The sequence below is a fragment of the Variovorax sp. LjRoot130 genome (assembly GCF_964253755.1).
Classification (GTDB): domain Bacteria; phylum Pseudomonadota; class Gammaproteobacteria; order Burkholderiales; family Burkholderiaceae_C; genus Variovorax.
The window spans coordinates 1,406,847-1,427,338 of record NZ_CAXURM020000002.1 but is presented as its reverse complement, the minus strand read 5'-3'; the positions used below and the strand labels follow the sequence as shown (position 1 = coordinate 1,427,338).

At 67.3% G+C, this 20,492-nt stretch carries 19 protein-coding genes; 5 read left to right on the top strand and 14 right to left on the bottom strand.

Annotated features, from left to right (window positions below):
• The first annotated feature begins 4 nt into the window (after positions 1-4).
• Complete coding sequence (locus ACSQ86_RS36635; RefSeq protein WP_436310853.1) at positions 5-2,395, top strand: ABC transporter permease; 2,391 nt, start codon at positions 5-7, stop codon at positions 2,393-2,395.
• Between the two features lie 7 nt (positions 2,396-2,402).
• Positions 2,403-3,617, top strand: a complete 1,215-nt coding sequence (locus ACSQ86_RS36630) for an efflux RND transporter periplasmic adaptor subunit (RefSeq protein ID WP_436307699.1) — start codon at positions 2,403-2,405, stop codon at positions 3,615-3,617.
• 176 nt (positions 3,618-3,793) lie between these two features.
• On the opposite strand, the gene ACSQ86_RS36625 is transcribed toward ACSQ86_RS36630, so the two are convergent.
• From ACSQ86_RS36625 to ACSQ86_RS36600, 6 genes are all read right to left on the bottom strand, one after another.
• Complete coding sequence (locus tag ACSQ86_RS36625) at positions 3,794-4,627, bottom strand: universal stress protein (RefSeq protein ID WP_436307700.1); 834 nt, start codon at positions 4,625-4,627, stop codon at positions 3,794-3,796.
• Positions 4,628-4,838: 211 nt separating this feature from the next.
• Positions 4,839-5,828, bottom strand: a complete 990-nt coding sequence (locus ACSQ86_RS36620) for a zinc-dependent alcohol dehydrogenase family protein (RefSeq protein ID WP_436307701.1) — start codon at positions 5,826-5,828, stop codon at positions 4,839-4,841.
• Between the two features lie 5 nt (positions 5,829-5,833).
• The gene (adhP, locus tag ACSQ86_RS36615) at positions 5,834-6,865 is read right to left on the bottom strand and encodes an alcohol dehydrogenase AdhP (protein ID WP_436296830.1); all 1,032 of its coding nucleotides are present in this window, start codon (positions 6,863-6,865) and stop codon (positions 5,834-5,836) included.
• A 55-nt stretch (positions 6,866-6,920) separates the two neighbouring features.
• Positions 6,921-7,640, bottom strand: a complete 720-nt coding sequence (phbB, locus tag ACSQ86_RS36610; protein WP_436307702.1) for an acetoacetyl-CoA reductase — start codon at positions 7,638-7,640, stop codon at positions 6,921-6,923.
• A gap of 2 nt (positions 7,641-7,642) precedes the next feature.
• Positions 7,643-8,296: a BON domain-containing protein gene (locus ACSQ86_RS36605; protein ID WP_436307703.1), complete on the bottom strand. Its 654-nt coding sequence runs from the start codon at positions 8,294-8,296 to the stop codon at positions 7,643-7,645.
• 137 nt (positions 8,297-8,433) lie between these two features.
• Positions 8,434-10,155, bottom strand: a complete 1,722-nt coding sequence (locus tag ACSQ86_RS36600) for a PHA/PHB synthase family protein (RefSeq protein WP_436310852.1) — start codon at positions 10,153-10,155, stop codon at positions 8,434-8,436.
• Positions 10,156-10,286: 131 nt separating this feature from the next.
• Here ACSQ86_RS36600 and ACSQ86_RS36595 point away from each other — a divergent pair, with 131 nt between their 5' ends.
• From ACSQ86_RS36595 to ACSQ86_RS36585, 3 genes are all read left to right on the top strand, one after another.
• A complete protein-coding gene (locus ACSQ86_RS36595) occupies positions 10,287-11,144 on the top strand; it encodes a universal stress protein (RefSeq protein ID WP_436307705.1) in 858 nt (285 codons plus the stop codon).
• Positions 11,145-11,378: 234 nt separating this feature from the next.
• A complete protein-coding gene (locus tag ACSQ86_RS36590) occupies positions 11,379-13,163 on the top strand; it encodes a PQQ-dependent methanol/ethanol family dehydrogenase (protein WP_436307706.1) in 1,785 nt (594 codons plus the stop codon).
• A 1-nt stretch (position 13,164) separates the two neighbouring features.
• Positions 13,165-13,485, top strand: a complete 321-nt coding sequence (locus ACSQ86_RS36585) for a high-potential iron-sulfur protein (protein WP_093110193.1) — start codon at positions 13,165-13,167, stop codon at positions 13,483-13,485.
• 292 nt (positions 13,486-13,777) lie between these two features.
• On the opposite strand, the gene ACSQ86_RS36580 is transcribed toward ACSQ86_RS36585, so the two are convergent.
• The 8 genes from ACSQ86_RS36580 to pqqB are packed head-to-tail and all read right to left on the bottom strand — an operon-like array spanning position 13,778 to position 20,470.
• Positions 13,778-14,764 (bottom strand): tripartite tricarboxylate transporter substrate binding protein, encoded by a 987-nt coding sequence (locus ACSQ86_RS36580; RefSeq protein ID WP_436307707.1) that lies wholly within the window; start codon positions 14,762-14,764, stop codon positions 13,778-13,780.
• On the bottom strand, positions 14,761-15,603 hold the full coding sequence (locus ACSQ86_RS36575) for an ABC transporter permease (protein WP_436307708.1): 843 nt from the start codon (positions 15,601-15,603) through the stop codon (positions 14,761-14,763). The genes ACSQ86_RS36580 and ACSQ86_RS36575 overlap by 4 nt, the downstream gene beginning before the upstream one ends.
• The gene (locus ACSQ86_RS36570; RefSeq protein WP_436307709.1) at positions 15,596-16,576 is read right to left on the bottom strand and encodes a PQQ-dependent catabolism-associated beta-propeller protein; all 981 of its coding nucleotides are present in this window, start codon (positions 16,574-16,576) and stop codon (positions 15,596-15,598) included. The genes ACSQ86_RS36575 and ACSQ86_RS36570 overlap by 8 nt, the downstream gene beginning before the upstream one ends.
• Before the next feature lie 19 nt (positions 16,577-16,595).
• The gene (locus ACSQ86_RS36565; protein ID WP_436307710.1) at positions 16,596-17,309 is read right to left on the bottom strand and encodes an ATP-binding cassette domain-containing protein; all 714 of its coding nucleotides are present in this window, start codon (positions 17,307-17,309) and stop codon (positions 16,596-16,598) included.
• Positions 17,303-18,505 carry a pyrroloquinoline quinone biosynthesis protein PqqE gene (gene pqqE / locus ACSQ86_RS36560; RefSeq protein ID WP_436307711.1) on the bottom strand — a complete coding sequence of 401 codons (1,203 nt, stop codon included), beginning with the start codon at positions 18,503-18,505 and terminating at the stop codon, positions 17,303-17,305. The genes ACSQ86_RS36565 and pqqE overlap by 7 nt, the downstream gene beginning before the upstream one ends.
• An 8-nt stretch (positions 18,506-18,513) precedes the next feature.
• Complete coding sequence (pqqD, locus tag ACSQ86_RS36555; RefSeq protein ID WP_436307712.1) at positions 18,514-18,768, bottom strand: pyrroloquinoline quinone biosynthesis peptide chaperone PqqD; 255 nt, start codon at positions 18,766-18,768, stop codon at positions 18,514-18,516.
• A complete protein-coding gene (gene pqqC, locus ACSQ86_RS36550) occupies positions 18,765-19,541 on the bottom strand; it encodes a pyrroloquinoline-quinone synthase PqqC (RefSeq protein WP_436307713.1) in 777 nt (258 codons plus the stop codon). Before pqqC ends, pqqD begins: the two co-directional genes overlap by 4 nt.
• Positions 19,538-20,470: a pyrroloquinoline quinone biosynthesis protein PqqB gene (pqqB, locus tag ACSQ86_RS36545; RefSeq protein ID WP_436307714.1), complete on the bottom strand. Its 933-nt coding sequence runs from the start codon at positions 20,468-20,470 to the stop codon at positions 19,538-19,540. Before pqqB ends, pqqC begins: the two co-directional genes overlap by 4 nt.
• Positions 20,471-20,492: the final 22 nt, after the last annotated feature.

Sequence of the window (20,492 nt, the reverse complement as noted above, 5' to 3'; positions counted from 1 at the left end):
CCCCATGAAGGCGCTCGACCGCAAGCTGCTTCGCGATCTGCGCGCGATGTGGAGCCAGGCGTTGACCATCGCGCTGGTCGTGGCCAGCGGCGCCGCTGGCTTCCTGACCAGCCTGTCGGCGGTGGATTCGCTGGCCGCGGCGCGTGACACCTTCTACGCCGAGGGGCGCTTCGCCGACATCTTCGCCACCGTCAAGCGCGCACCGGCCGCATTGGCCGACCAGTTGCGCAACCTGCCCGGCGTGGCCGACGTGCAACCGACGATCGAGCAGGTGGTCCGAATCCAGCTCGATGGCAGCAGCGACCCCGTGCTGGGGCAGCTGATCGGCGTCGACCGCCTGCAACCGCCGCGATTGAACCAGGTGAGCGTCGCGGCCGGTGCCGGCCTGTTCGACGCGGCCGACGGCACCGGTGCCAGCCGGGATACGGTCGACGCCCTGGTCTCCAAGGGCTTCGCCGTTGCACGCGGGCTCAAGCCCGGCGACACGGTGGGTGCGCTGATCAACGGTCGTCATCGGCGCTTGCGGGTCGTGGGCATCGCCCTGTCGCCCGAGTTCGTCTTCGCCGGCCTCTGGGGCATGCCGGATCAGCGTGGCTTTGGAATCTTCTGGGTCGATCAGGCGGTGCTCGCCGCTGCCTACGACATGGAGGGCGCCTTCAACACCTTGGCGGTGCGCCTGGCACCTGCCGCGGCGCGGCGGGTTTCCGACGCCGAGGTCATCGACGCGCTCGCGCAGCCGCTGGCGCGCTATGGTGGCGCGACACCCCGTGCAAGGGTGGACCAGACCTCGCACGCGATGCTGGAGAACGAAATCAAGGAGCAGCGCGTCATCGGCACGGTGCTGCCGTCGATCTTTCTCGGTGTGGCGGCCTTCCTGCTGAACGTGGTCGTTTCGCGACTGGTCGCCACGCAGCGCGAGCAGGTCGCTGCGCTGAAGGCGCTGGGCTATGCCAATGGGACCATCGCTGCCCACTACCTAATGCTGGTGCTGGTCATCGTCGCGGTCGGACTGACGCTCGGCGTCGCTCTGGGCGACTGGCTCGGTGCCCAGCTCGTCGGCCTCTATGCCGAGTTGTTCCATTTCGCGCACTTCGAGCACAGGATGGATGCGGGCCTGGTGCTGCTCGCCGGCGGCGTCACGTTGACCACCGCGGTCGCAGGCACGCTGTCAGCCATCCTCGCGATCGTGCGGCTCTCTCCTGCCGAGGCGATGCGGCCCTCGGCGCCGGGGCGCTACCGCCGCACGCTTGCCGAGCGGCTGGGGGTCGCCGGGCTGAGCCCGGCGCTGCGGATGATCCTGCGAAACATGGAGCGGCGTCCGCTGCGCAGCGGCCTGTCGATCGGCGGGGTCGCGGCGGCAGTGGCCATCGTGGTGATGGGCAATTTCTTCCGCGACGCCATCGAGGTTGTCGTCGATACCACGTTCGTGCTGTCCATGCGCAGCGACGTTTCGGTGTGGTTGACCGAACCGGCCGACAACGGCGTTGCGCTGCAACTGGCGCGCTTGCCCGGCGTGCTGGCGCTGGAATCGTTGCGGGACGTGCCGGTCACCCTGGTCAACGGGCACCTGCGCCAGCGCGTCATGGTCCGGGGCGAGCCGGTGAGAAGCGAGCTGTTTCGCATCATCGATGTCGACGGGCGGCAGGCGATGCCGCATGGCGATGGCCTGCTGCTCACTGACCGCCTGGCCGACAAGCTGGCTCTTCGGGTCGGCGATCGCGTTCGGGTGGAGGTGCAGGAGGGCCGCATGCTGAGTTTCACGTTGCCCGTGGACGGCACGGTGCGCGAGATGATGGGACTGAACGCCTACATGAATCGCGCTGCGTTGAACCGCGCTCTGCGCGAGGGCGATGTGGCCACCGGTTTCGTGTTGGCGCTCGAGCGCGGCAGCGAAACGCGATTCCTGCAGGCCACGCAAAGCCTTCCGCGCGCGGCCGGTGCCTTCAGCAAGGCGGCCATGCTGCGCAACATGCAGGAACTGACTGCGCGCAACATTCTGATCATGAGCACAGTGCTCACGCTGTTCGCCTGCGTCATCGCCGTCGGCGTGGTCTACAACAACGCGCGCATCGCGTTGGCCGAGCGAGCCTGGGAACTTGCCAGCTTGCGCGTGCTGGGCTTCACGCGCGCCGAAGTGTCCGGTTTGCTGCTGGGCGAGATGGCAATCGGCATTGCCGTTGCGCTGCCGCTGGGCATGTTGGCAGGCTATGCCCTCGTGCACGGCGTGACCGGACTGCTGAAGTCCGACCAGTTCTTCTTTCCGGTGGTGATCCGTCCGCGTACCTATGCGCTGGCGGCGTTGGCAGTGCTGGCTGCTGCTGCTGCGAGCGCGCTGGTGGTGCGACGTCGCATCGATCGGCTCGACATGGTGTCGGCGCTGAAGACCAGGGAATGAGCAAGACATGAATCGCAAGACGCAACTGATCTCCGCAGCGGCTGGCCTGGCGCTGGTGGCGCTGCTCGCTTGGGCCTTCATTCCACGGCCTTTGGCTGTCGAGGTGGCGCGGGCGACGAGCGGGCCCTACGAACAAGCCATCGCCGAAGACGGCAAGACACGGCTGCGCGATCGCTACGTCGTCACGGCGCCGCTGGCCGGTCGACTGGCGCGCATCACGCTGCGCGAAGGCGACGCGATTGAGGCCGGCGCGATCGTGGCGACACTGACGCCCGTGTTCTCGCCGCTGCTGGACGAGCGCACTCAGCGCGAGCAGGCATCTCGGGCCGAGGCTGCGCAAGCCGCGGTGCGGCGTGCCGGAGCCGCCCTGGAGCGGACCCGAGTGGCGCTCGAGCAGGCGCGTGTCGAACTTCGACGCAACGAACAGTTGGCGCGGCAAAACTTCATCTCGCCTGCCAAGCTCGACGCCGATAGGTTGGCCCTGCAGGCCGCGCAAAAGGATGTCGACACCGCGTTCGAGGCCCGCCATATTGCCGAACACGAGGCGGAGGTCGCCCGCGCTGCCTTGCTGGCCGTTCGTACCCCGGCAGGGGCTGCGACTGGCTTTCTCGTGCGCGCACCCGTGGCCGGGCGTGTGCTGCGCGTGGCGCAAGGCAGCGAAGCCACGGTGGCATTGGGCGCGCCGTTGCTGGAGATCGGCGATACCGCACAGCTCGAGATCGTGGCCGAGTTGCTGACCACGGATGCGCTGCAGGCGATGCCTGGCGCGCTGGTGCGCATCGAGCGCTGGGGTGGTCTCGACACCTTGGAGGGCCGCGTGCGGCTCGTCGAGCCGGCTGCCTTCACCAAGGTATCCGCGCTCGGTGTCGAGGAGCAGCGCGTCAACGTCCTGATCGAACTCACGAGCCCGGCGGCTTCATGGCAAGCGCTGGGTGACGGCTACCGCGTCGGCGTGCGCATCGTCACCCAAGCCCAGGCGTCGGCACTGCGCGTGCCGGTAAGTGCAGTGTTCCCGCATGCCGACGGCGGCGTGGCGGTGTTTGTACTCGAACGCGGGCGTGCACGGCTGACGCCGGTGGAGTTGGGCGGGCGAAACGGCAGCCAGGCCTGGGTACGCAGCGGCATCGCGGAAGGCGCGGAGGTGGTCGTCTATCCTGCGGCGGCGCTGCGCGATGGTGCTCGGGCGAGGGCACGCAACGTGCCGGCGACGGCAGCGTCGTGACTCCAAACACCCTTCGAGTGGCAGGTCGGCGTCGAGAGCACCCAAGGCATCCGTGTGAAGTCGCGGTTCGACAGCGAGCGCGAGCCGCGGACCTCGTGGTCGGCTCCGGGGTTCAGTCCAGGAGCCGCTCCAGTTTCCGGCTTGCGCTCCATCAAGATTTGACGCGGCAGGTTTCGTCAGTGCGCCATCAACACCGGTACGGTCATCGTCTCCAGCACCGTACGGGACACGCCACCAAGCACGAATTCGCGCGCGCGGGTGTGCCCATAGCAGCCCATCACGATCATCTCGGCGCCAACGTCCGCCGCGAGGGACAGCAATCTGTCGCCCGCATCACCGGCGGCCAGCGCGCTGTGTTCGCGCATCGACTCCACACCGTGCACGCGAAGGTAGCGTGCAAGCCGTGGCAGCGCCTGCCGCGTGTCACCGCTGGCATCGGCGGCGCAGACCGCATGCACACGCTTCGCCTGCTGCAGGAAGGGCAAGGCTGCGGTGAGCGCATGGGCGGATTCGCGCGTAGGCTTCCACGCGATCAGCACGGTTTGCGGCGTGGCGCTCGCTTCGCCCGCATAGGGCACGATGAGCGCCGGCCTGCCGCTGTCGATGAGCACCGACTCGATGAAGTCGCCGGGTACATCGTGGCCGGTTGCATCCGTCGGAGCGCGTTGGCCCAGCACCAGCAGGTCGCAGAGCAACGCGCGCTCCACGAAGCTCTCGATCACGGGCTCGCCGTTCAATGCTTGCCAGTTGATGGCGGGCGCACCGGCGTCGCGGGTCCGCTCGAACAGCGCCATGGCATGGGCGAGATGATCCGGATTGATCTCGGCTGGCATCGGCATCGAAGGCACGCCGCCAGCCAGCGGAAGCTGCGGCAGGTGGCGCGGCGCAACTGCGAAGAGCGCGTTCAGCTCGGCCCGATGGGCGCCGGCGAGTTGGTGCGCAACGCGTAGCCGGACCTCGGCGCGCGCCGTGCCGTCAAGATGCACGAGGATTGATCGCAGAGCGTTCATGGCATTTCACCTGTTCAATTTCGATTGCCTGTGACATTGACTTCACCGCTTCCTTGACCGTTGCTGAGCGATCCCTTTGATTTCAGCTTAGGCCTTGTTTGAGAACGTCCTGTGATTCCACCGAACGGATGGGCAACGATGAGTGAACGACCGGTGTCGGCCGTGTAACGCTCATCGCCTGCAGCATGCATCGTCAGAGGTCTGTCCGCGCTCAGGGCAACAACACCGCGGCGCCCTGAAGTCGGCCGGCGCGCAGGTCGGCGAGCGCTTCGTTGGCCTGTGCCAGGCCATAGGTCGTGATGTGGATCTGCGGCGGCTGCGCTTGCACCTGATCCAGGAATTCGCGGGCGTCGAGGCGCGTGAGATTGGCCACGGAGACGAGCTGCCGTTCTTCCCAGAGCAATCGGTAGGCAAAGGCGGGAATGTCGCTCATGTGGATGCCAGCGCAGACGACGCGGCCGCCTTTGCGCACCGCGCTAAGCGCGATCGGCACGAGCTCGCCCGCCGGCGCAAAGATGATCGCGGCGTCCAGCGGGACGGCGGGCATTTCGTCCGAACCCCCGGCCCAGGTGGCTCCTAACGAGCGCGCAAAGGCCTGGCCTGCGGCATCACCCGGCCGGGTGAAGGCATGGACCTGCCGGCCCTGGCCGACGGCGACCTGCGTGATCAGGTGCGCGGCCGCGCCGAACCCGTAGAGGCCCAAGCGCCGTGCGCCTTCACCGGCCGCTTTCAGGCTGCGCCAGCCGATGAGGCCGGCGCACATGAGAGGTGCGATCCGGGCCGGCTCCTGCGTCAACGTGTCGAGCGGCAGGCAGAAATCGGCCTCGGCGATCACATGGCTCGCAAAGCCGCCGTCACGGTGGTAGCCCGTGAAGCGCGGCGCATCGCACAGGTTTTCGCTGCCGCTGGCGCAGAAAGCGCAGTGGCCGCAGCTGTGGCCCAGCCAGGGCACGCCGACGCGGTCGCCGATGCGGTGCGCGTGGACGCCCGCACCGAGCGCTTCCACCTCGCCGACGATTTCATGGCCTGGCACGATCGGCATCACCGGCAGTGGCAGGTCGCCATCGACCACGTGCAGGTCGGTGCGGCAGACCGCGCAGGCCAGCACGCGCAGGCGAAGCTCGCCGGCGGCCGGCTCCGGCAGCGGGCGCTGTTCCATCCGCAGCGGCTGGCCCGCAGCCCAGAGCGCCATCGCCTGCATCGCAGCTAGACCTCGTCCGTCAAACGCATGACGACTCGGCCCTCGATCTGGCCTTGGCGCATGCGATCGAACACGTGGTTGATATTGTCAAGCCGGTCTTCGCTGCACACCGTGCGCACCTTGCCTTCGCCGGCGAATTCCAGCGCCTCCTGCAGGTCCTTGCGGGTGCCGACGATCGAGCCGCGCACGGTCTTGGCATTTAGCACCATGTCGAAGATCGGCAGCGCGAAATCGCCCGGCGGCAGCCCTACCATCGACATGGTGCCGCGCTTGTGCAGCATGCCCAGCGCCTGGGCGAAGGCGCTGCGCGAGACGGCGGTCACCAGCACGCCGTGCGCGCCGCGCAAGGCTTTCTGCATCTCCTGCGCGGGATCCTGTTTCGCAGCATTGATCAGCATGTCGGCCCCGACCTCCTTGGCCAGTTGCAGCTTCTCGTCGTCGATGTCGACGGCGGCGACGTGGAAGCCCATCGCCTTGGCGTACTGCACCGCCAGGTGACCCAGGCCGCCGACACCGGAGATTGCCACCCAGTCGCCCGGTTTGCAATCCAGGACCTTGAGTCCCTTGTAGACCGTGACGCCCGCGCAGAGCACGGGCGCGATCTCGGTGAAGCCGACATTCGCCGGCAGGTGGCCCACGTAGCCCGGGTCGGCGAGCACGTATTCCGCGTAGCCGCCGTTGACGGTGTAGCCTGTCATCTGCTGGTGATCGCACAGCGTCTCCCAGCCGGTGATGCAGTGTTCGCAATGGCCGCAGGCGGTATGCAGCCACGGCACGCCCACGCGGTCGCCTTCCTTGACGTGCTTCACGCCCGCGCCGACGGCCGCGACGTGGCCCACGCCCTCGTGGCCGGGGATGAAGGGCAGGGCGGGTTTGACCGGCCAGTCGCCTTCGGCTGCATGCAGGTCGGTATGGCAGACGCCGGAGGCGGCCACCTTGACCAGCACCTGCCCCGGGGGCACCTCGGGCACGGGCACTTCTTCGATCTTCAGGGGTTGTCCGAACGCGTGGACAACCGCGGCTTTCATCGTTCGCATGGCAAGCTCCAGGAGCAGAAAAAGGGGGATGTTTGTTTGGTCGCTATGCGGCCACTCAGGGCATGTACTTGCCGCCGTTGATCGACAGCGTGATGCCGCTGATGAAACCGGCTTCGTCGGCGGCGAGAAAGACGACGCCGCGCGCGATCTCCGCCGGTGTCGCCAGCCGCCCCATCGGGACGGCCTTCAGGATTTGCGCCAGCGCGTCGGGCGGCACGGCACCGACCATGGCGGTGTCGGTGTAGCCCGGCGCGACGACATTGGCCGTGATGTTGCGGGACGCGCCCTCGAGCGCGAGCGACTTCGTGAAGCCGACGAGGCCCGCCTTGGTCGCGGCATAGTTGGTCTGCCCCGCCTGGCCCGACAGCCCGTTGACCGAGCTCATGTTGACGATACGGCCGAAGCGGCGTTCCCGCATGCCCTCGATCACCGCCCGGCACATGTTGAAGCACCCGCCAAGATTGACATCGAGCACCTCGCGCCACTGCTCGAACGCCATCTTGTGCAGCATCGCGTCGCGCGTGATGCCAGCATTGTTGATCAGCACCTCGATTGGTCCCAGGGCTGCCTCCACGCGGGCCACGCCCGCCTTGCAAGCCGCCGGGTCGGCCACATTCCACGCGAATGCGGGAATGCCGGTTCGTGCGGTGAACGCCTCCGCCGCCTGCGTGTTGGTGCCGTAGTTGGAGGCGACGCGGTAGCCGGCGGCCAAAAGGGCTTCGGCCACGGCGGCTCCGATGCCAGCGGTGCCGCCGGTGACCAGTGCGACGCGCATCCTCAGGCTTCAACGAGCAGGTTGTTGATCACGTTGGCGACGCCCGGCGCCGACCATGCGGCTCCCTGGGCGGCCTTGCGTTCGGCCCAGGAGTGGACCTTGCCGCTGAGCGTGACGTGGGCACCGTTGACCTCGATCTTGATCTGCTCGGCCTCGCGATCGGCCTGGCGCTCCAAAGCTTCGCGGATCTTCTTTTCGACGTCGGCCGGCGTGAACTTCGGCTTCACGACGACCCGGTTCGTGACGCCGGTGACGCCCAGCAGGCTGCGCACGGCACCTTCCGCGGCCCTGCGCTGGTATTCCCACTCGACCTCACCATTGAGCGTGACCCAGCCCTGTTCCACCATCGGGTGGATCTTGTCGTCAGGCACAAGCACGTTCCACTCGATGGCGCGCTCCACCGCCATGGCGATGTCGGCGTCGGTGCGCTCGTAGTCGGAGGCGAGCTTGACCGGCATTTCGATCGCCAACGCCTTCACGCCCTTGACGCGCTGCGCAGCGCGCTCGATGGCGTACTTCTCAGCATGGCTGGAGGGATGGCCTGTCAATGTGACCACGCCGTCCTTGACGATCACGCCGACGTCGGTGGCGGTGATCGCCGGGTCCCAGGTCAGTTCGGCGACGATATCGCTTCTGAGTTGTGCATCGGATCTCATGAGCTTCCTTTCGTTGGTGGATGGAGGGCAGCCGCGTGGCGCCCTGGACTCAGGCTCGCAATGCCTGTGACATCACTTTAGGAACCGCTTGGGGGTTGAGCGTTGCGCTGGATCAAGGGATTGGCACGGCGCGGGACTCAACCGGCCATCACATAGGTGCCCGGTGCATTGCAGATGGGGGCGTAGCCGAGCCGCGCATGGCCCAAGCGCGGCGGCTTGCGCCGCGATCCAGAGCGATCCGCCAGCCATACCTGCAACGCCGGCCACCAGGAGCCTTCGATCTGCTCGGCGCGAGCCGTGTACCCATCCGGCGGCACATAGGGTGCATTCCTGGCGCGGTGGAGGATCCGATAGTGGCGGTGCGCGTGGCCGGGCTCGCTCAGGATGCCGGCGTTGTGGCCGCCGTCCGTGAGGACGAAGCTGATCTCGGTATCGCACAGCAGGTTCAACTTGTAGACGGAGCGCCATGGCGCGACATGGTCAGTTCGTGTGCCAACGGCGAAGACCGGCACCTCGATGTCGCCCAGCGAGACCGGGTGTCCGTTCACCAGATACTGGCCACGCGCAAGCGCGTTCTCGAGGAAGAGGCTGCGCAGGTAGTCGGCGTGCATCCGGTAGGGCATGCGCGTGCCGTCGGCGTTCCAGGCCATGAGATTGGTCATCGGCGCTCGCTCGCCGAGGAGGTAGTTCTGCACCATGGGCGACCAGATGAGGTCGACGGCGCGCAGCAAGTGGAAGGCGCCGGCCATCTGCCTCGAATCCAGATAGCCCTGGCGCGCCATCAGGTCTTCCATGAAGCTGAGCTGGCTCTCGTCGATGAAAAGGCCGAGTTCTCCCGGCTCGGTGAAGTCAGTCTGCGCCGCCAGCAACGTCACGGTGGCCAGGCGATCGTCTTGGTCGCGCGCCATGGCCGCCGCGCCGATGGCCAGCAGCGTGCCGCCCAGGCAGTAGCCCACCGCATGCACGCGCTGGCGGGGCACGATGGCGTTGACGGCATCGAGGCCCGCCATCAGGCCCTGCGCCAGGTAGTCATTGATGCCGAGGTCCTGATCTTTCGCATCCGGGTTCTTCCACGAGATCGCGAACACGGTGTGGCCCTTGTCGACCAGGTAGCGGATCAGCGAGTTGTGCGGCGACAGGTCGAGGATGTAGTACTTCATGATCCACGCGCTCATGACCAGCACCGGCTCGGCATGGACCGTGGCCGTCGTGGGCGCGTACTGGATCAGTTCCATCAGGTGGTTGCGAAAGACGACCTTGCCGGGGGTGATCGCGACGTCGCGCCCCGGCACGAAGTTCTCGGCACCCTTTGGCGGCAGGCGCTGAACGCTCCGCTGCAGGTCTTCTGCCCAGTTGCGGGCACCTTGCATCAGATTCAGTCCGCCAGTCGCCGCGGTTCTTTGCAGCACCAGCGGGTGGGTGGCCGGCGAATTCGCCGGCGAGCACATGTTGTGCAACTGCCGCGCCGCGAAAGAAACGACCTGTTCGTGATGACGTTCGACGCCGGGCACCGCTTCGGTCAGCTCCCGCAGCCACTGCGCGCCTGCGCGGAACGCCTGCCGGTACAGGTTGAAAGGCCATGCATCCCACGAAGGATCTGCGAGGCGGCGGTCGTCCTCGTGCGAATCCGGCGTCGGTGGTCCATGGGCGGGCATGGGTTGGAAGGCCTGGCTCGCGGCCGCAACCGCCTGCGTCAGCGGGCGGATCATGAGCACTTGCGCGCTGCGCGCCGGCTGCGCCGCGAGGTGGATGGCCCAGTCCGACCAGGCCAGCATCAGCGCTGCGGGCGAGAGTCCCTTTGTGAGCTGGGCCAGTCCGGCGTGCAGCGTCCGATCCAGCGCGTCGACTCTGTCGTCCATCTCCATCCTCGAAGTGATTGCCGATGGCGTCGGAGTCTGAGTGCGCGAACGTGCGCCGCGTTTGATCGATGTCAAGGTACCGCAACATCGGACGTTCGAAGATGGTTGCATTGCGTTGGAATGGAAGATCCATGAATATCGGAACCATCCTCGTCCACCTGGACCACACGGAACGGTGTGCCGCGCGTGTCGAGCTCGCCGCGCGCCTGGCCCGCGCGCACGGCAGCCATCTGGTCGGCCTCGTGCCGACGGGCCTTCTCGATGGCACTGCGCCCATGGATGCGGATCTGATGCGCGGCACCGAATTCATTGCGGCTGCCGCTGACGGCCTGCGCCTGCGTGCGGAGGCGACCGCCCACGTCTTCAGGGATCTGGTGCGTGGGTCAGGATCGTTGCCGTACGACGTCCGGCTGGTCAACGGCGAGCCCGTGGATGCGACTGTTCATCATGGCCACGCCAGCGATCTGCTCATCGTGGGGCAGGTCGACCACGCCAAGGTGGACCACAACAAGACCGCAGACATGGTGGCGCGTGATCTGCCGGAGCAGGTCGTCTTGCACTCGGGGCGGCCCGTGCTCATCATTCCTTGCGCCGGTCATTTTCCGGAGGTGGGCAAGAACGTCCTGGTCGCCTGGGACGGCACGCGCGAGGCGGCCATGGCATTGCGCGACGCGCTACCGCTGTTCGCCGAATCGGCGCAGGTCACGCTGGTGTCGTTGCGCAAGGAAGGTGATGCGGAAGCGGCCGCCAAGCGCTGCATTTCAGAGACCATCGCCTGGCTTTGGCGGCACGGCGTTGAGGCGAAGGCCGAGCAGTACATTACCACCATCGGCTTCGCGGACACCTTGCTCTCGTGCGCGGCGAGCATGGGCGTGGATCTGATGGTGATGGGCGCCTATGGGCACACCCGCCTGCGGGAACTCGTGCTCGGTGGTGTCACACGCGAGATCCTTGCACGCATGAACGTGCCGGTCCTGATGGCGCATTGAAGCCAGCGGCGCTGGGGCCGCTGGTGTGCCGTGATGTCACGGTCACTGGCGCCCCGACTGCTCAAGCATGTAGCAATGCAGCGGGAAAACCCGCAGCTCGCCGACCCCATCCGGCACATCGGCAGGCTCATCGAGCGGTTTGCGACATGGCATGGACATTGCCCTCGATCAACGTGGAGGACGCGGCCAACAGGCCGTGTTCGACCCGCGATCAACCCTTGAGGAGACCACCCCATGCAACTGAAACTCTTGACCGTTCTCGTGTCCGCCGCTCTGGCTGCCACGGCGTCCCACGCCGTCGTGACAGACAAGATGATCGATAACGAAGCGACCGCCACCGGCGATGTCCTGACCTGGGGCCTGAACACCCAGGGCCAACGCTACTCGCCGCTCAAGCAGGTGAATGTCGCCACTGTCGGCAAGCTCGCGCCGGTGTGGGCGTTCTCCTTCGGCGGGGAGAAGCAGCGCGGGCAGGAGTCGCAGCCGGTCCTGCACAACGGCAAGATGTTCGTCACCGCGTCGTACTCTCGCCTTTTCGCGCTCGATGCAACCACCGGCCAGAAGCTGTGGAAGTACGAGCACCGGTTGCCCGAAGGCATCATGCCCTGCTGCGATGTCGTCAACCGCGGTGCCGCGCTGTACGGCAACCTGGTGATCTTCGCCACGCTCGATGCGCAACTCGTGGCGCTCGACCAGGACACGGGCAACGTGGTCTGGAAGGAAAAGATCGACGACTACAAGGCCGGCTATTCGGCCACCGCCGCACCGATCATCGCCAACGGCTTGATCCTCACCGGTGTTTCCGGCGGAGAGTTCGGCGTGGTCGGCCGCGTCGAGGCCCGCAATGCAAAGACCGGACAGCTGGTCTGGACGCGCCCCACTGTCGAGGGTCACATGGGCTACGTCTACGACTCCGATGGCAACGCCAAGGAAAACGGCATCTCCGGCACCACCAACCAGAGCTGGCCGGGCGACCTGTGGAAGACCGGTGGCGCAGCCACCTGGCTTGGCGGCACCTACGACAGCAAGACCGGCCTCGCCTATTTCGGCACCGGCAACCCCGCGCCGTGGAACAGCCACCTGCGCCAGGGCGACAACCTGTTCTCCTGCGCCACCGTGGCGATCGACGTGAAGACCGGCCAGATCAAGTGGCACTACCAGGCCACGCCCAACGACAGCTGGGACTTCGACGGCGTGAACGAGTTCGTGACCTTCGACCTGGACGGAAAGCGCGTCGGCGGCAAGGCGGATCGCAACGGCTTCTTCTACGTGAACGACGCGACCACCGGCAAGCTGATCAACGCATTTCCGTTCGTCAGGAAGATCACCTGGGCGAGCAGCATCGACTTGAAGACCGGCCGTCCCAACTTCATCGCCGACAACCGGCCCGGCGACCCGACCGCGAGCGCGGAAGGCAAGAAGGGCAGCCCGGTCTTCGCCGCGCCGGGCTTTCTCGGCGGCAAGAACCAGATGCCGATGGCTTACAGCCCCGACACGAAGATGTTCTACGTGCCCGCCAACGAATGGGGCATGGACATCTGGAACGAACCCGTTGCCTACAAGAAGGGCGCAGCCTATCTTGGCGCCGGCTTCACGATCAAGCCGCTCAACGACGACTACATCGGCGCGCTGCGCGCGGTCGATCCGAAGACCGGCAGGATCGTGTGGGAAGTGAAGAACGGCGCGCCGCTGTGGGGCGGTGTGCTGACCACCGGCGGCAACCTCGTGTTCTGGGGCACGCCCGAAGGCTATCTGAAGGCGGCCGATGCCAAGACCGGCAAGGTGGTGTGGCAGTTCCAGACCGGCTCCGGCGTAGTAGCGCCGCCGGTCACCTGGCAGCAGGGCGGCGAGCAGTACGTGAGCGTGGTCTCCGGCTGGGGCGGCGCCGTGCCCCTGTGGGGCGGCGAGGTGGCCAAGAAGGTGAACCTGCTCGAACAGGGCGGGATGGTATGGGTGTTCAAGATTCCCAAGACCAGCAGTGCTGCGAGCGCGGCGAAGACCAACGTTGTCGGAGACTGAGATGAAAGACACGACGCGGCGCATCTTCATCACTCGAACCCTTGCAAGCGGCTGCGCCATGCTTGCATCCTCCGCCGTCACGCAAGCCGCACCGGCGCGCGTCGACGAGGCCGACGAGACGGCCCAGGCCCTCGGCTACAAGCACGACACCGCCAAGGTGGACAAGAAGCGCTTTCCCAAGCACAGCGCCACGCAGCGTTGCACGAACTGCTCCTTCTTCCAGGGCGGTGCCTCCGACGAATGGGGCGGCTGCGCGATGTTCGGGCGCAAGCAGATCGCAGGTCCCGGCTGGTGCAGCGCGTGGGCGCCCAAGCCCGGCTGAAAAACTTGTCGCGCGTTCCTGTTTTTTGTCCATGTCACGGAAACGCGCCTGCATGTCATGAGACACGCCGTTGGCATCGGCGGCCGCCCGATGGTTCGGTGGCGCGCCCGCCAAGGGGGGATGGGGGCGAGGTCGATCGGCGCGAAGACGCAGGCGACCAGCGCCTTCGCGGTGGCGTCCTGCTGGAGGATCGGCCGCCCCGGGAAGCTGCGCATCCCGTTCGCCGACGATCACCGGCGGCGGAAAGCGCAGCGGCTCGCCACGGTCGTCATCACGCCGGCCTCACCGCACATCACCCCTGGCCGGGCCTCAGCCCCAGCTGTTCGACGATGCGCTGCTGCGCCGCGAAGGATTCGCGCATGCTGCGGCCATAGTCCGCGCTGCCCAGGTAGGCGATCTCCTGGTCGTACCGGGCCAGCTCTGCAATGTGCCGGGGGTCGAACAACGCCGTCTTGAACGCATCGTGCAGCGTGCGCAGCACGGAGGCCGGCAGGCCGCGCGGACCGACCAGGCCGTAGGGCGACATCGCGACGATGCCGTGGCCCAGCTCGTCCAGGGTTGGCACGTTCGGCCAGCGCCGGGTGCGCGCCGCGCCGAAGGTCGCCAGTAAACGCAGCCGGCCCGAGTCAACATAGGGAGCGAAACCGTTGGAGTTGACGCCCGCCATCACCTGGTCCGAGGCCACCGCCACCATCTGCTCGGCGGTTCCCTTGTAGGGAACATGGATGTAGCTCAGACCGTGTCGCGCGAACAAGCCGTCCAGCACGACATGCGGTGTCGTGCCGATGCCGTTGGTGGCGATGCTCAGTTCGCCGGGGTGCGCGGCGGCATGGCCCAGCAGGTCGTCGACGCTGCGCAAGGCGCTCGCCGCAGGCACGACCAGGCCGAAGGTCACGCCGCTGATCTGCAGGATGGGCGTGGTGTCGCGGATAGGATCCCAGGCGACCTTCTGCGTGTGCGGCGCGCGGAACACCGGCTGCGGCATCTGCGCCAGGGTGTAGCCATCGGGCGGCGCCTGCTGCAGCACCGGCATCGCCAGCGTGCCGCCGGCGCCGCCGCGGTTTTCGATCAGGATCCTCTGACCCAGCTGTCGGCCAGCAAGGTCGGCCAGCAGGCGCAGCGTGACGTCGGTGGCCCCGCCCGCCGGCCATGGCACCCACAGCGAGATGGGGCGCTGCGGAAACGGGGTGTCGCTGCCGGGCTGGGCATGAACCCAGGGCGCGGCGCTCGCTGCCGCTGTGGCCGCTGCACAGAACAGGACGCGACGTCGCGAGATCATGCCGCCCCCCGCTGCGCCAGGGTGCCGAAGCCGCGCTGCGGCTCGTAGCCCCGGCACGCCAGCGTGAAGCACAGCAGCAACGTGGCCAGGACGATCAGCGGCGCGATCCCGGGATCCTTGCCATAGAGCGCGAAGCGGATCCACTCGACGGCGTGCGTGAACGGGTTGAGCTGCGCTGCGCGCCACACCCACGTCGCGCCCGACTCTTCCAGCTTCCACAGCGGGTACAGCGCAGTCGACAGGAAGTACATCGGGAAGATGACGAAGTTCATCGCGCCGGCGAAGTTCTCGAGCTGTTGCACGTGCACCGACAGCAGCAGCCCCAGCGACGCAAGCATCAGCGCGGCGGCGAGCGTGGCACCGAACGCGTGCAGCAGCGATAGCGCGTCCATCGGCAGCGTCGTGCCCAGCAAGGCGGCCACAGCCACGAAGGCCAGCACCTGCACCAGGCTCAGCAGCGCGGCCGCGACCAGCTTGCACAGCAGCAGCCACCAGCGGGGCAGGGGCGCCGTGAGCAACAGTCGCATCAGACCCATCTCGCGGTCGTAGACCATCGCCAGCGACGACTGCATGCCATTGAACAGCAGCACCATGCCGACAAGCCCGGGAGCGATATACAGGTCGTAGGGAATGTAGGTGTCGTACGGCTCGACGATGGCGACTCCGAACACGTTGCGAAAGCCGGCTGCAAACACCGCCAGCCACAGCACCGGGCGCACCAGCGCCGAGACCAGCCGCGCCCTCTGCCGCGCGAACTTGATCAGCTCGCGCAGCACGATGGCGCGCATGGCTTGCAGCGCATGCGCGGCGCAAGCGCGTGCGGCGTGCGACTCAGTCATCGACGACCACCGTGTGCGGCACGCGGCCGACGGGCAGCGTCTTCAGCGCCTTGGCGCTGGCGGTGTCGACCACCGTCATGTCGTCCGACAGGCCATTGACCACGAACAGGCGCGAGCCGTCGCGGTTCAGTCCGAGACCCCAGGCACGCTTGCCGACGAGCACCAGCTGGTTCGTCTTGCGCGTGGCCGCGTCGACGAAGGCCACGTGGTTGGCGCGGCCGAGCCCCACGTACATCGTCTTGCCGTCGCGCGACAGCGTGAGCCCGACCGGTGTGATGTCGTCGGCGCGCATGCCTTTCACCTCGAAGGAGATGGTGGCCACCACCGCCAGGTCGCGGACCGAGATGACGCTGACACTGCTGCCGAGCTCGTTGCTGACCCACAGCTCGCTGCCGTCGGCCGAGAACGCGAAGCGCCGTGGGCGCTTGCCCACCGCGATGTTCTTGACGATCTTCAGCGTGGCGGTGTCGAGCACGTGGACCAGGTTCGCGACTTCCGAGCTCACGTAGACGCGCTTGCCGTCGGCGGCGACCTTCACGCCCTCGGGCTCCTTGCCGAGCGGCACGCTCTTGACCTGCTTCTTCGCGACGAGGTTGAAGACGTTGAGCGCGCCGTCCTCCTCGGCCGACACATAGGCGGTGCGGCCATCGGGCGACAGGTCGAAGACCTCGGGGTCATCGCCGAGCGGCACGCTGCCGACCGAGCGGCGGCTCGCCAGGTCGATGATGTCGGCGCGGCCGGAATCGCTGCACGCGACCATCAGCTGCGTGTTGGCGCGAAGCCGCTGCATGCGGCGTGGGCGCTTGCAGGTCGGGATGGTGCCCACCACGGTGAGCGTCTTCAGGTCGACCACCGTAATCGCGTGATCCTTCTCGCTGGAGATGTAGGCAAGCCCGCTGTCCTTGGCATGGACGGTGGGGGCGCTCAGCGTAGCCGCGAGCAGCAGCATCGGGAACAGGAGGAGGGATTTCATGGCTTGATGCGCCGGCGGCTCAGTGGGTGGCATTGAGAAAGGCTGTCTCGAGCGTCGGCCCGCCGAGAGCCGCGGTGACTGCGGCCGGTGTTCCCTCGGCCAGCAACGCGCCACGATGCAGCACCAGCACGCGGTCGGCGCCTTCGGCCTCGGACACCAAGTGGGTGGCCCACAGGACCGTTACGCCTCGCTGGCGCACCTCTTGGTGCAGGCCGTCGATTAGGTCGCGGCGGGACTTCGGATCGAGGCCGACGGTGGCCTCGTCCATCAACAGGAGTTCGGGCCGGTGCAGCAGCGCGCGCACCAGTTCGACCTTGCGCCGGCTGCCGCCCGAGAGTTCTCGCACGCGCCGCCCCAGGTCGGCCACGAGGCCGAAGCGCGCCGCTTCGAAGGCGATGCGCTCGGCAGCCGCTGCGCGCGGCAGGCCCTGCAGGTCGGCGTGGAACTGCAGGTTGCGCGCGACGCTCAGGTCGAGGTCGAGTGACTGCTGCTGGAACACCACGCCGATGTGCGCCAGCGCGCGTCGCGCGTCGCTGCGCATCGACAGGCCTGCCACTTCCACATCGCCCGCATCGGCCGCGAACAGGCCTGTGAGCACCTGGAACAGCGTCGACTTGCCGGCCCCGTTGGGCCCGAGGAGGACGGCGAAGCTGCCGCGTGCGATCGAGACGCTGAGCGCGTTGAGCGCCACCCGCGAGCCGTAGCGCTGGGTGAGCTGGTGGACTTTCAGCATGGCGCGGCCTGCGAAGCCGAGAGCGCGCGCGAATTCTCGTCGCTGCGGTAGATCAGCCCTGCCTGCTTCGCAGCGCCCGGAACGAAGCGCAAGGGCTGCACCGGCATGCCGCATTGCCCGGCGTGCGCGCGCTCGGTGTCCGCATCGGCGAGCATCGCATCGATGCGCCCGCGGTGCTCGCTCTTCGGGCAAACCGGGTCGGTAGCTGCGGCATCGCCCGTCACCAGGAAGGCCTGGCAGCGGCAGCCACCGAAGTCGTGGTCCTTTTCGTCGCAGTCGCCGCAAGTGCTGCTCATCCACGCCTGGCCACGGAAGCGGTTGAACGCGTCGCTCTCGTACCAGGCCTCGCGCACCGAGGCATGGCGCAGGTCGGGGAACGCGATGCCGGGCAGCATGCGCGCGCTGTGGCATGGCAGTGCGCTGCCGTCGGGCGCCACCACCATGAACAGCGAGCCCCAGCCGGCCATGCAGGGCTTGGGCTTGGCGTCGGCATAGTCGGGCGAGACCCACAGCACCTTCATGCGGCCGTCGAGGCGATCGCGGTGCACCATGACGATCGCCTCGGCGTCGCGCAACTCGTCGACGGTTGGCATCAGGGCCGCGCGGTTCTGCCAGGCCCAGCCGTAGTACTGGGTGTTGGCGAGTTCGAGGTAGTCGGCGCCCATGCGCTCGGCCATGTCGATGATTCGGCCCACATGCGGCAGGTTGAAACGGTGCATGACACAGTTCAGCACCATCGGGTATCCCTGCGCCTTGATGATCGCGGCGACCTTCGACTTCAGTTCGAAGGTGCGGGTCGAGCTGATGAAGTCGTTGAGTTCGCGCGTCGAGTCCTGGAACGAGAGCTGGATGTGGTCGAGCCCGGCCGACTTCAGTGCCTTCGCGCGGGCCTCGGTGAGGCCGACGCCCGAGGTGATGAGGTTGGTATAGAAGCCGAGCTGGCGCGCATGTGCGACCAGCGCTTCGAGGTCGTCGCGCAGCAGGGGCTCGCCGCCCGAGAAGCCGAGCTGCACGGCACCGAGCGCACGCGCCTCGCCGAGCACGCGCTTCCAGGTCGCGGTGTCCAGCTCGCTGTCATGCCGGGCGTAGTCGACCGGGTTGGAACAGAACACGCAATGCAGCGGGCAGCGGTAGGTCAGCTCCGCCAGCAGCCACATGGGAGGCCGGATCGTCGTGCTGTTGGCGGCGGCTTGCATCGTCGCCTCTATTGCAGCCAACCACGCTGCCTGGCCTGGCTGAGAAACGCGCAGACGTCGTCGGCGAGCCCGGGCTGTCCGAACGCGAGCTCGAGCTCCGCCACGATCTGGTCCACCGAGCGGCAACCGTCGCAGCGCCGCAGGATCTCGGCGGCCGGCGTGTTGAGCCTGACCATGCCTTCCGGATAGAGCAGCACCCAACTGTCCTGCGCCGGCTCGAACTGCAGCCGGAACATTGTCGCCACGTTGGGCCTGGCGTTCATGGCCGCGACTCCAACGACAGGTCGTCGGGGTAGGCGCGCTCGATGGCGTCGAGCATCGACCACAGGATGTCCAGCTTGAACTGGAGGATGGCTATCGCGCGCTCCTGGCGCGCACGCGTGATGCACCAGCGCCGCGCCACTTCGAGCCCGTGCTCGACATCGCGCGTGGCGAGCGGGATGCGATGGCGAAAGTAGGCGAGGCCATCCGCTTTGATCCATGGGTACAGCGTCGGCCAGCCCGCCAGCCGGTCGGCGTGGATCCTCGGCGCGAACATCTCGGTCAACGACGAGATCGCCGCCTCTTCCCACGGCCTGCTGCGCGCGAAGTTCACATAGGCGTCGACGGCGAAGCGCACGCCTGCCTGGACATGGCGATGCGACCAGAGGTCTTCGCGGCGCAGGCCGACGGCCTCGCCGAGACGGCTCCAGGCCTCGATGCCGCCCGCATTGCTGCCGCCGAAGTCGCCGCGGCCATCGTGGTCGAGGATGCGTTCGATCCAGCGCCGGCGCTGCGCACGGTCGGCGCAGTTGGCCAGCACCGCCGCATCCTTCTGCGGAATGTTGACCTGATAGTAGAAGCGATTCGCCACCCATCCCCGAACCTGGAACGGCTGCAGTTCGCCGCGGTTCAGCCGCTTGTTGAACGGGTGGTGGATGTGATAGTCCTTCTCGCAGTCGCGAAGCCTGGCCTCGAAGGCCGAAGCGCTCCACGGCTCCCGTGCGTCGCCCTGATCGGCGGCCGGTGGGGCGCTCTGAAACAGTTCGGTATTCACAGCGTGATCTCCATTCCGTCGTAGGACACCTCGATGCCGTGCGCCTCCAGCACGCGGCGCTGCGGGCTGCCTTCGTCGAGGATCGGGTTGCTGTTGTTGATGTGGATGAGCACCTTGCGTCGTGCGGTCGTGGCCCGCATCACGTCGACCATGCCGGTGCGCACGGCGCTGGCGCTCTGCGGCAGGTGCCCCATCTCGGTGGCGGTCTTGCCGCTCAGGCCGGCGCGCTGCATTTCGTCTTCTTCCCAGAAAGTGCCGTCGACCAACAGGCAGTCGGCGTCGCTCATCCAGCGCAGCTCCTGGTTGCCCACCTCGGCGAGGCCCGGCGAGTAGAACAGGCGCCTGCCATCGCGCCGGTCTTCGATCAGCAGTGCGATGTTGTCGCCCACCATCTGCTCGCGACGGTGCGGCGAATACGGCGGCGCCTTGCCCGGGATGGCCAGCGCAGTGAAGCGCAGCGAGGCGAAGCCCTCGATCTCGAACTCGGCGCTCACCTGGTCGCCCGCCACCGGCAGCATGTGCCAGCGCGTGCCGCAATAGTGCTGGAGCACGTTCAACAGCGGCAGGCCGGTGGTGAGGTCTTCGAACACGCAGGGCGTGGCATAGAGGTCGATGCAAGGGCCTTCGCGCAGACCCAGCAGACCGGTGACGTGGTCGATCTGGGCGTCCATCAGCACCACCGCCTTGATCGGCGTGTCGCGCAGCCCCTGCCGCGGGTGGAGCTGCGGATGGCTGCGAATCTGCTGGCCGATGTCGGGTGACGCGTTGAGCAGTACCCACGACTCGCCGTCGGCCGACACGGCGATTGAGCTCTGCGTTCGCGCACGCGCGCTCAGCTCGCCTTGCCGCTGGCCGGCGCACAAGCGGCAGTTGCAGTTCCATTGCGGGAAGCCGCCGCCGGCGCCCGAGCCGAGCACGAGAATTTTCATGGGAAGGTGTCTGGTGTGACCG

Bases quoted from the DNA above. Each gene is read 5' to 3' on its own strand.
- ACSQ86_RS36635 (WP_436310853.1), top strand. From the start codon at position 5: ATGAAGGCGCTCGACCGCAAGCTGCTTCGCGATCTGCGCGCGATGTGG.
- ACSQ86_RS36630 (WP_436307699.1), top strand. From the start codon at position 2,403: ATGAATCGCAAGACGCAACTGATCTCCGCAGCGGCTGGCCTGGCGCTG.
- ACSQ86_RS36625 (WP_436307700.1), bottom strand. From the start codon at position 4,627: ATGAACGCTCTGCGATCAATCCTCGTGCATCTTGACGGCACGGCGCGC.
- ACSQ86_RS36620 (WP_436307701.1), bottom strand. From the start codon at position 5,828: ATGCAGGCGATGGCGCTCTGGGCTGCGGGCCAGCCGCTGCGGATGGAA.
- adhP (WP_436296830.1), bottom strand. From the start codon at position 6,865: ATGCGAACGATGAAAGCCGCGGTTGTCCACGCGTTCGGACAACCCCTG.
- phbB (WP_436307702.1), bottom strand. From the start codon at position 7,640: ATGCGCGTCGCACTGGTCACCGGCGGCACCGCTGGCATCGGAGCCGCC.
- ACSQ86_RS36605 (WP_436307703.1), bottom strand. From the start codon at position 8,296: ATGAGATCCGATGCACAACTCAGAAGCGATATCGTCGCCGAACTGACC.
- ACSQ86_RS36600 (WP_436310852.1), bottom strand. From the start codon at position 10,155: ATGGACGACAGAGTCGACGCGCTGGATCGGACGCTGCACGCCGGACTG.
- ACSQ86_RS36595 (WP_436307705.1), top strand. From the start codon at position 10,287: ATGAATATCGGAACCATCCTCGTCCACCTGGACCACACGGAACGGTGT.
- ACSQ86_RS36590 (WP_436307706.1), top strand. From the start codon at position 11,379: ATGCAACTGAAACTCTTGACCGTTCTCGTGTCCGCCGCTCTGGCTGCC.
- ACSQ86_RS36585 (WP_093110193.1), top strand. From the start codon at position 13,165: ATGAAAGACACGACGCGGCGCATCTTCATCACTCGAACCCTTGCAAGC.
- ACSQ86_RS36580 (WP_436307707.1), bottom strand. From the start codon at position 14,764: ATGATCTCGCGACGTCGCGTCCTGTTCTGTGCAGCGGCCACAGCGGCA.
- ACSQ86_RS36575 (WP_436307708.1), bottom strand. From the start codon at position 15,603: ATGACTGAGTCGCACGCCGCACGCGCTTGCGCCGCGCATGCGCTGCAA.
- ACSQ86_RS36570 (WP_436307709.1), bottom strand. From the start codon at position 16,576: ATGAAATCCCTCCTCCTGTTCCCGATGCTGCTGCTCGCGGCTACGCTG.
- ACSQ86_RS36565 (WP_436307710.1), bottom strand. From the start codon at position 17,309: ATGCTGAAAGTCCACCAGCTCACCCAGCGCTACGGCTCGCGGGTGGCG.
- pqqE (WP_436307711.1), bottom strand. From the start codon at position 18,505: ATGCAAGCCGCCGCCAACAGCACGACGATCCGGCCTCCCATGTGGCTG.
- pqqD (WP_436307712.1), bottom strand. From the start codon at position 18,768: ATGAACGCCAGGCCCAACGTGGCGACAATGTTCCGGCTGCAGTTCGAG.
- pqqB (WP_436307714.1), bottom strand. From the start codon at position 20,470: ATGAAAATTCTCGTGCTCGGCTCGGGCGCCGGCGGCGGCTTCCCGCAA.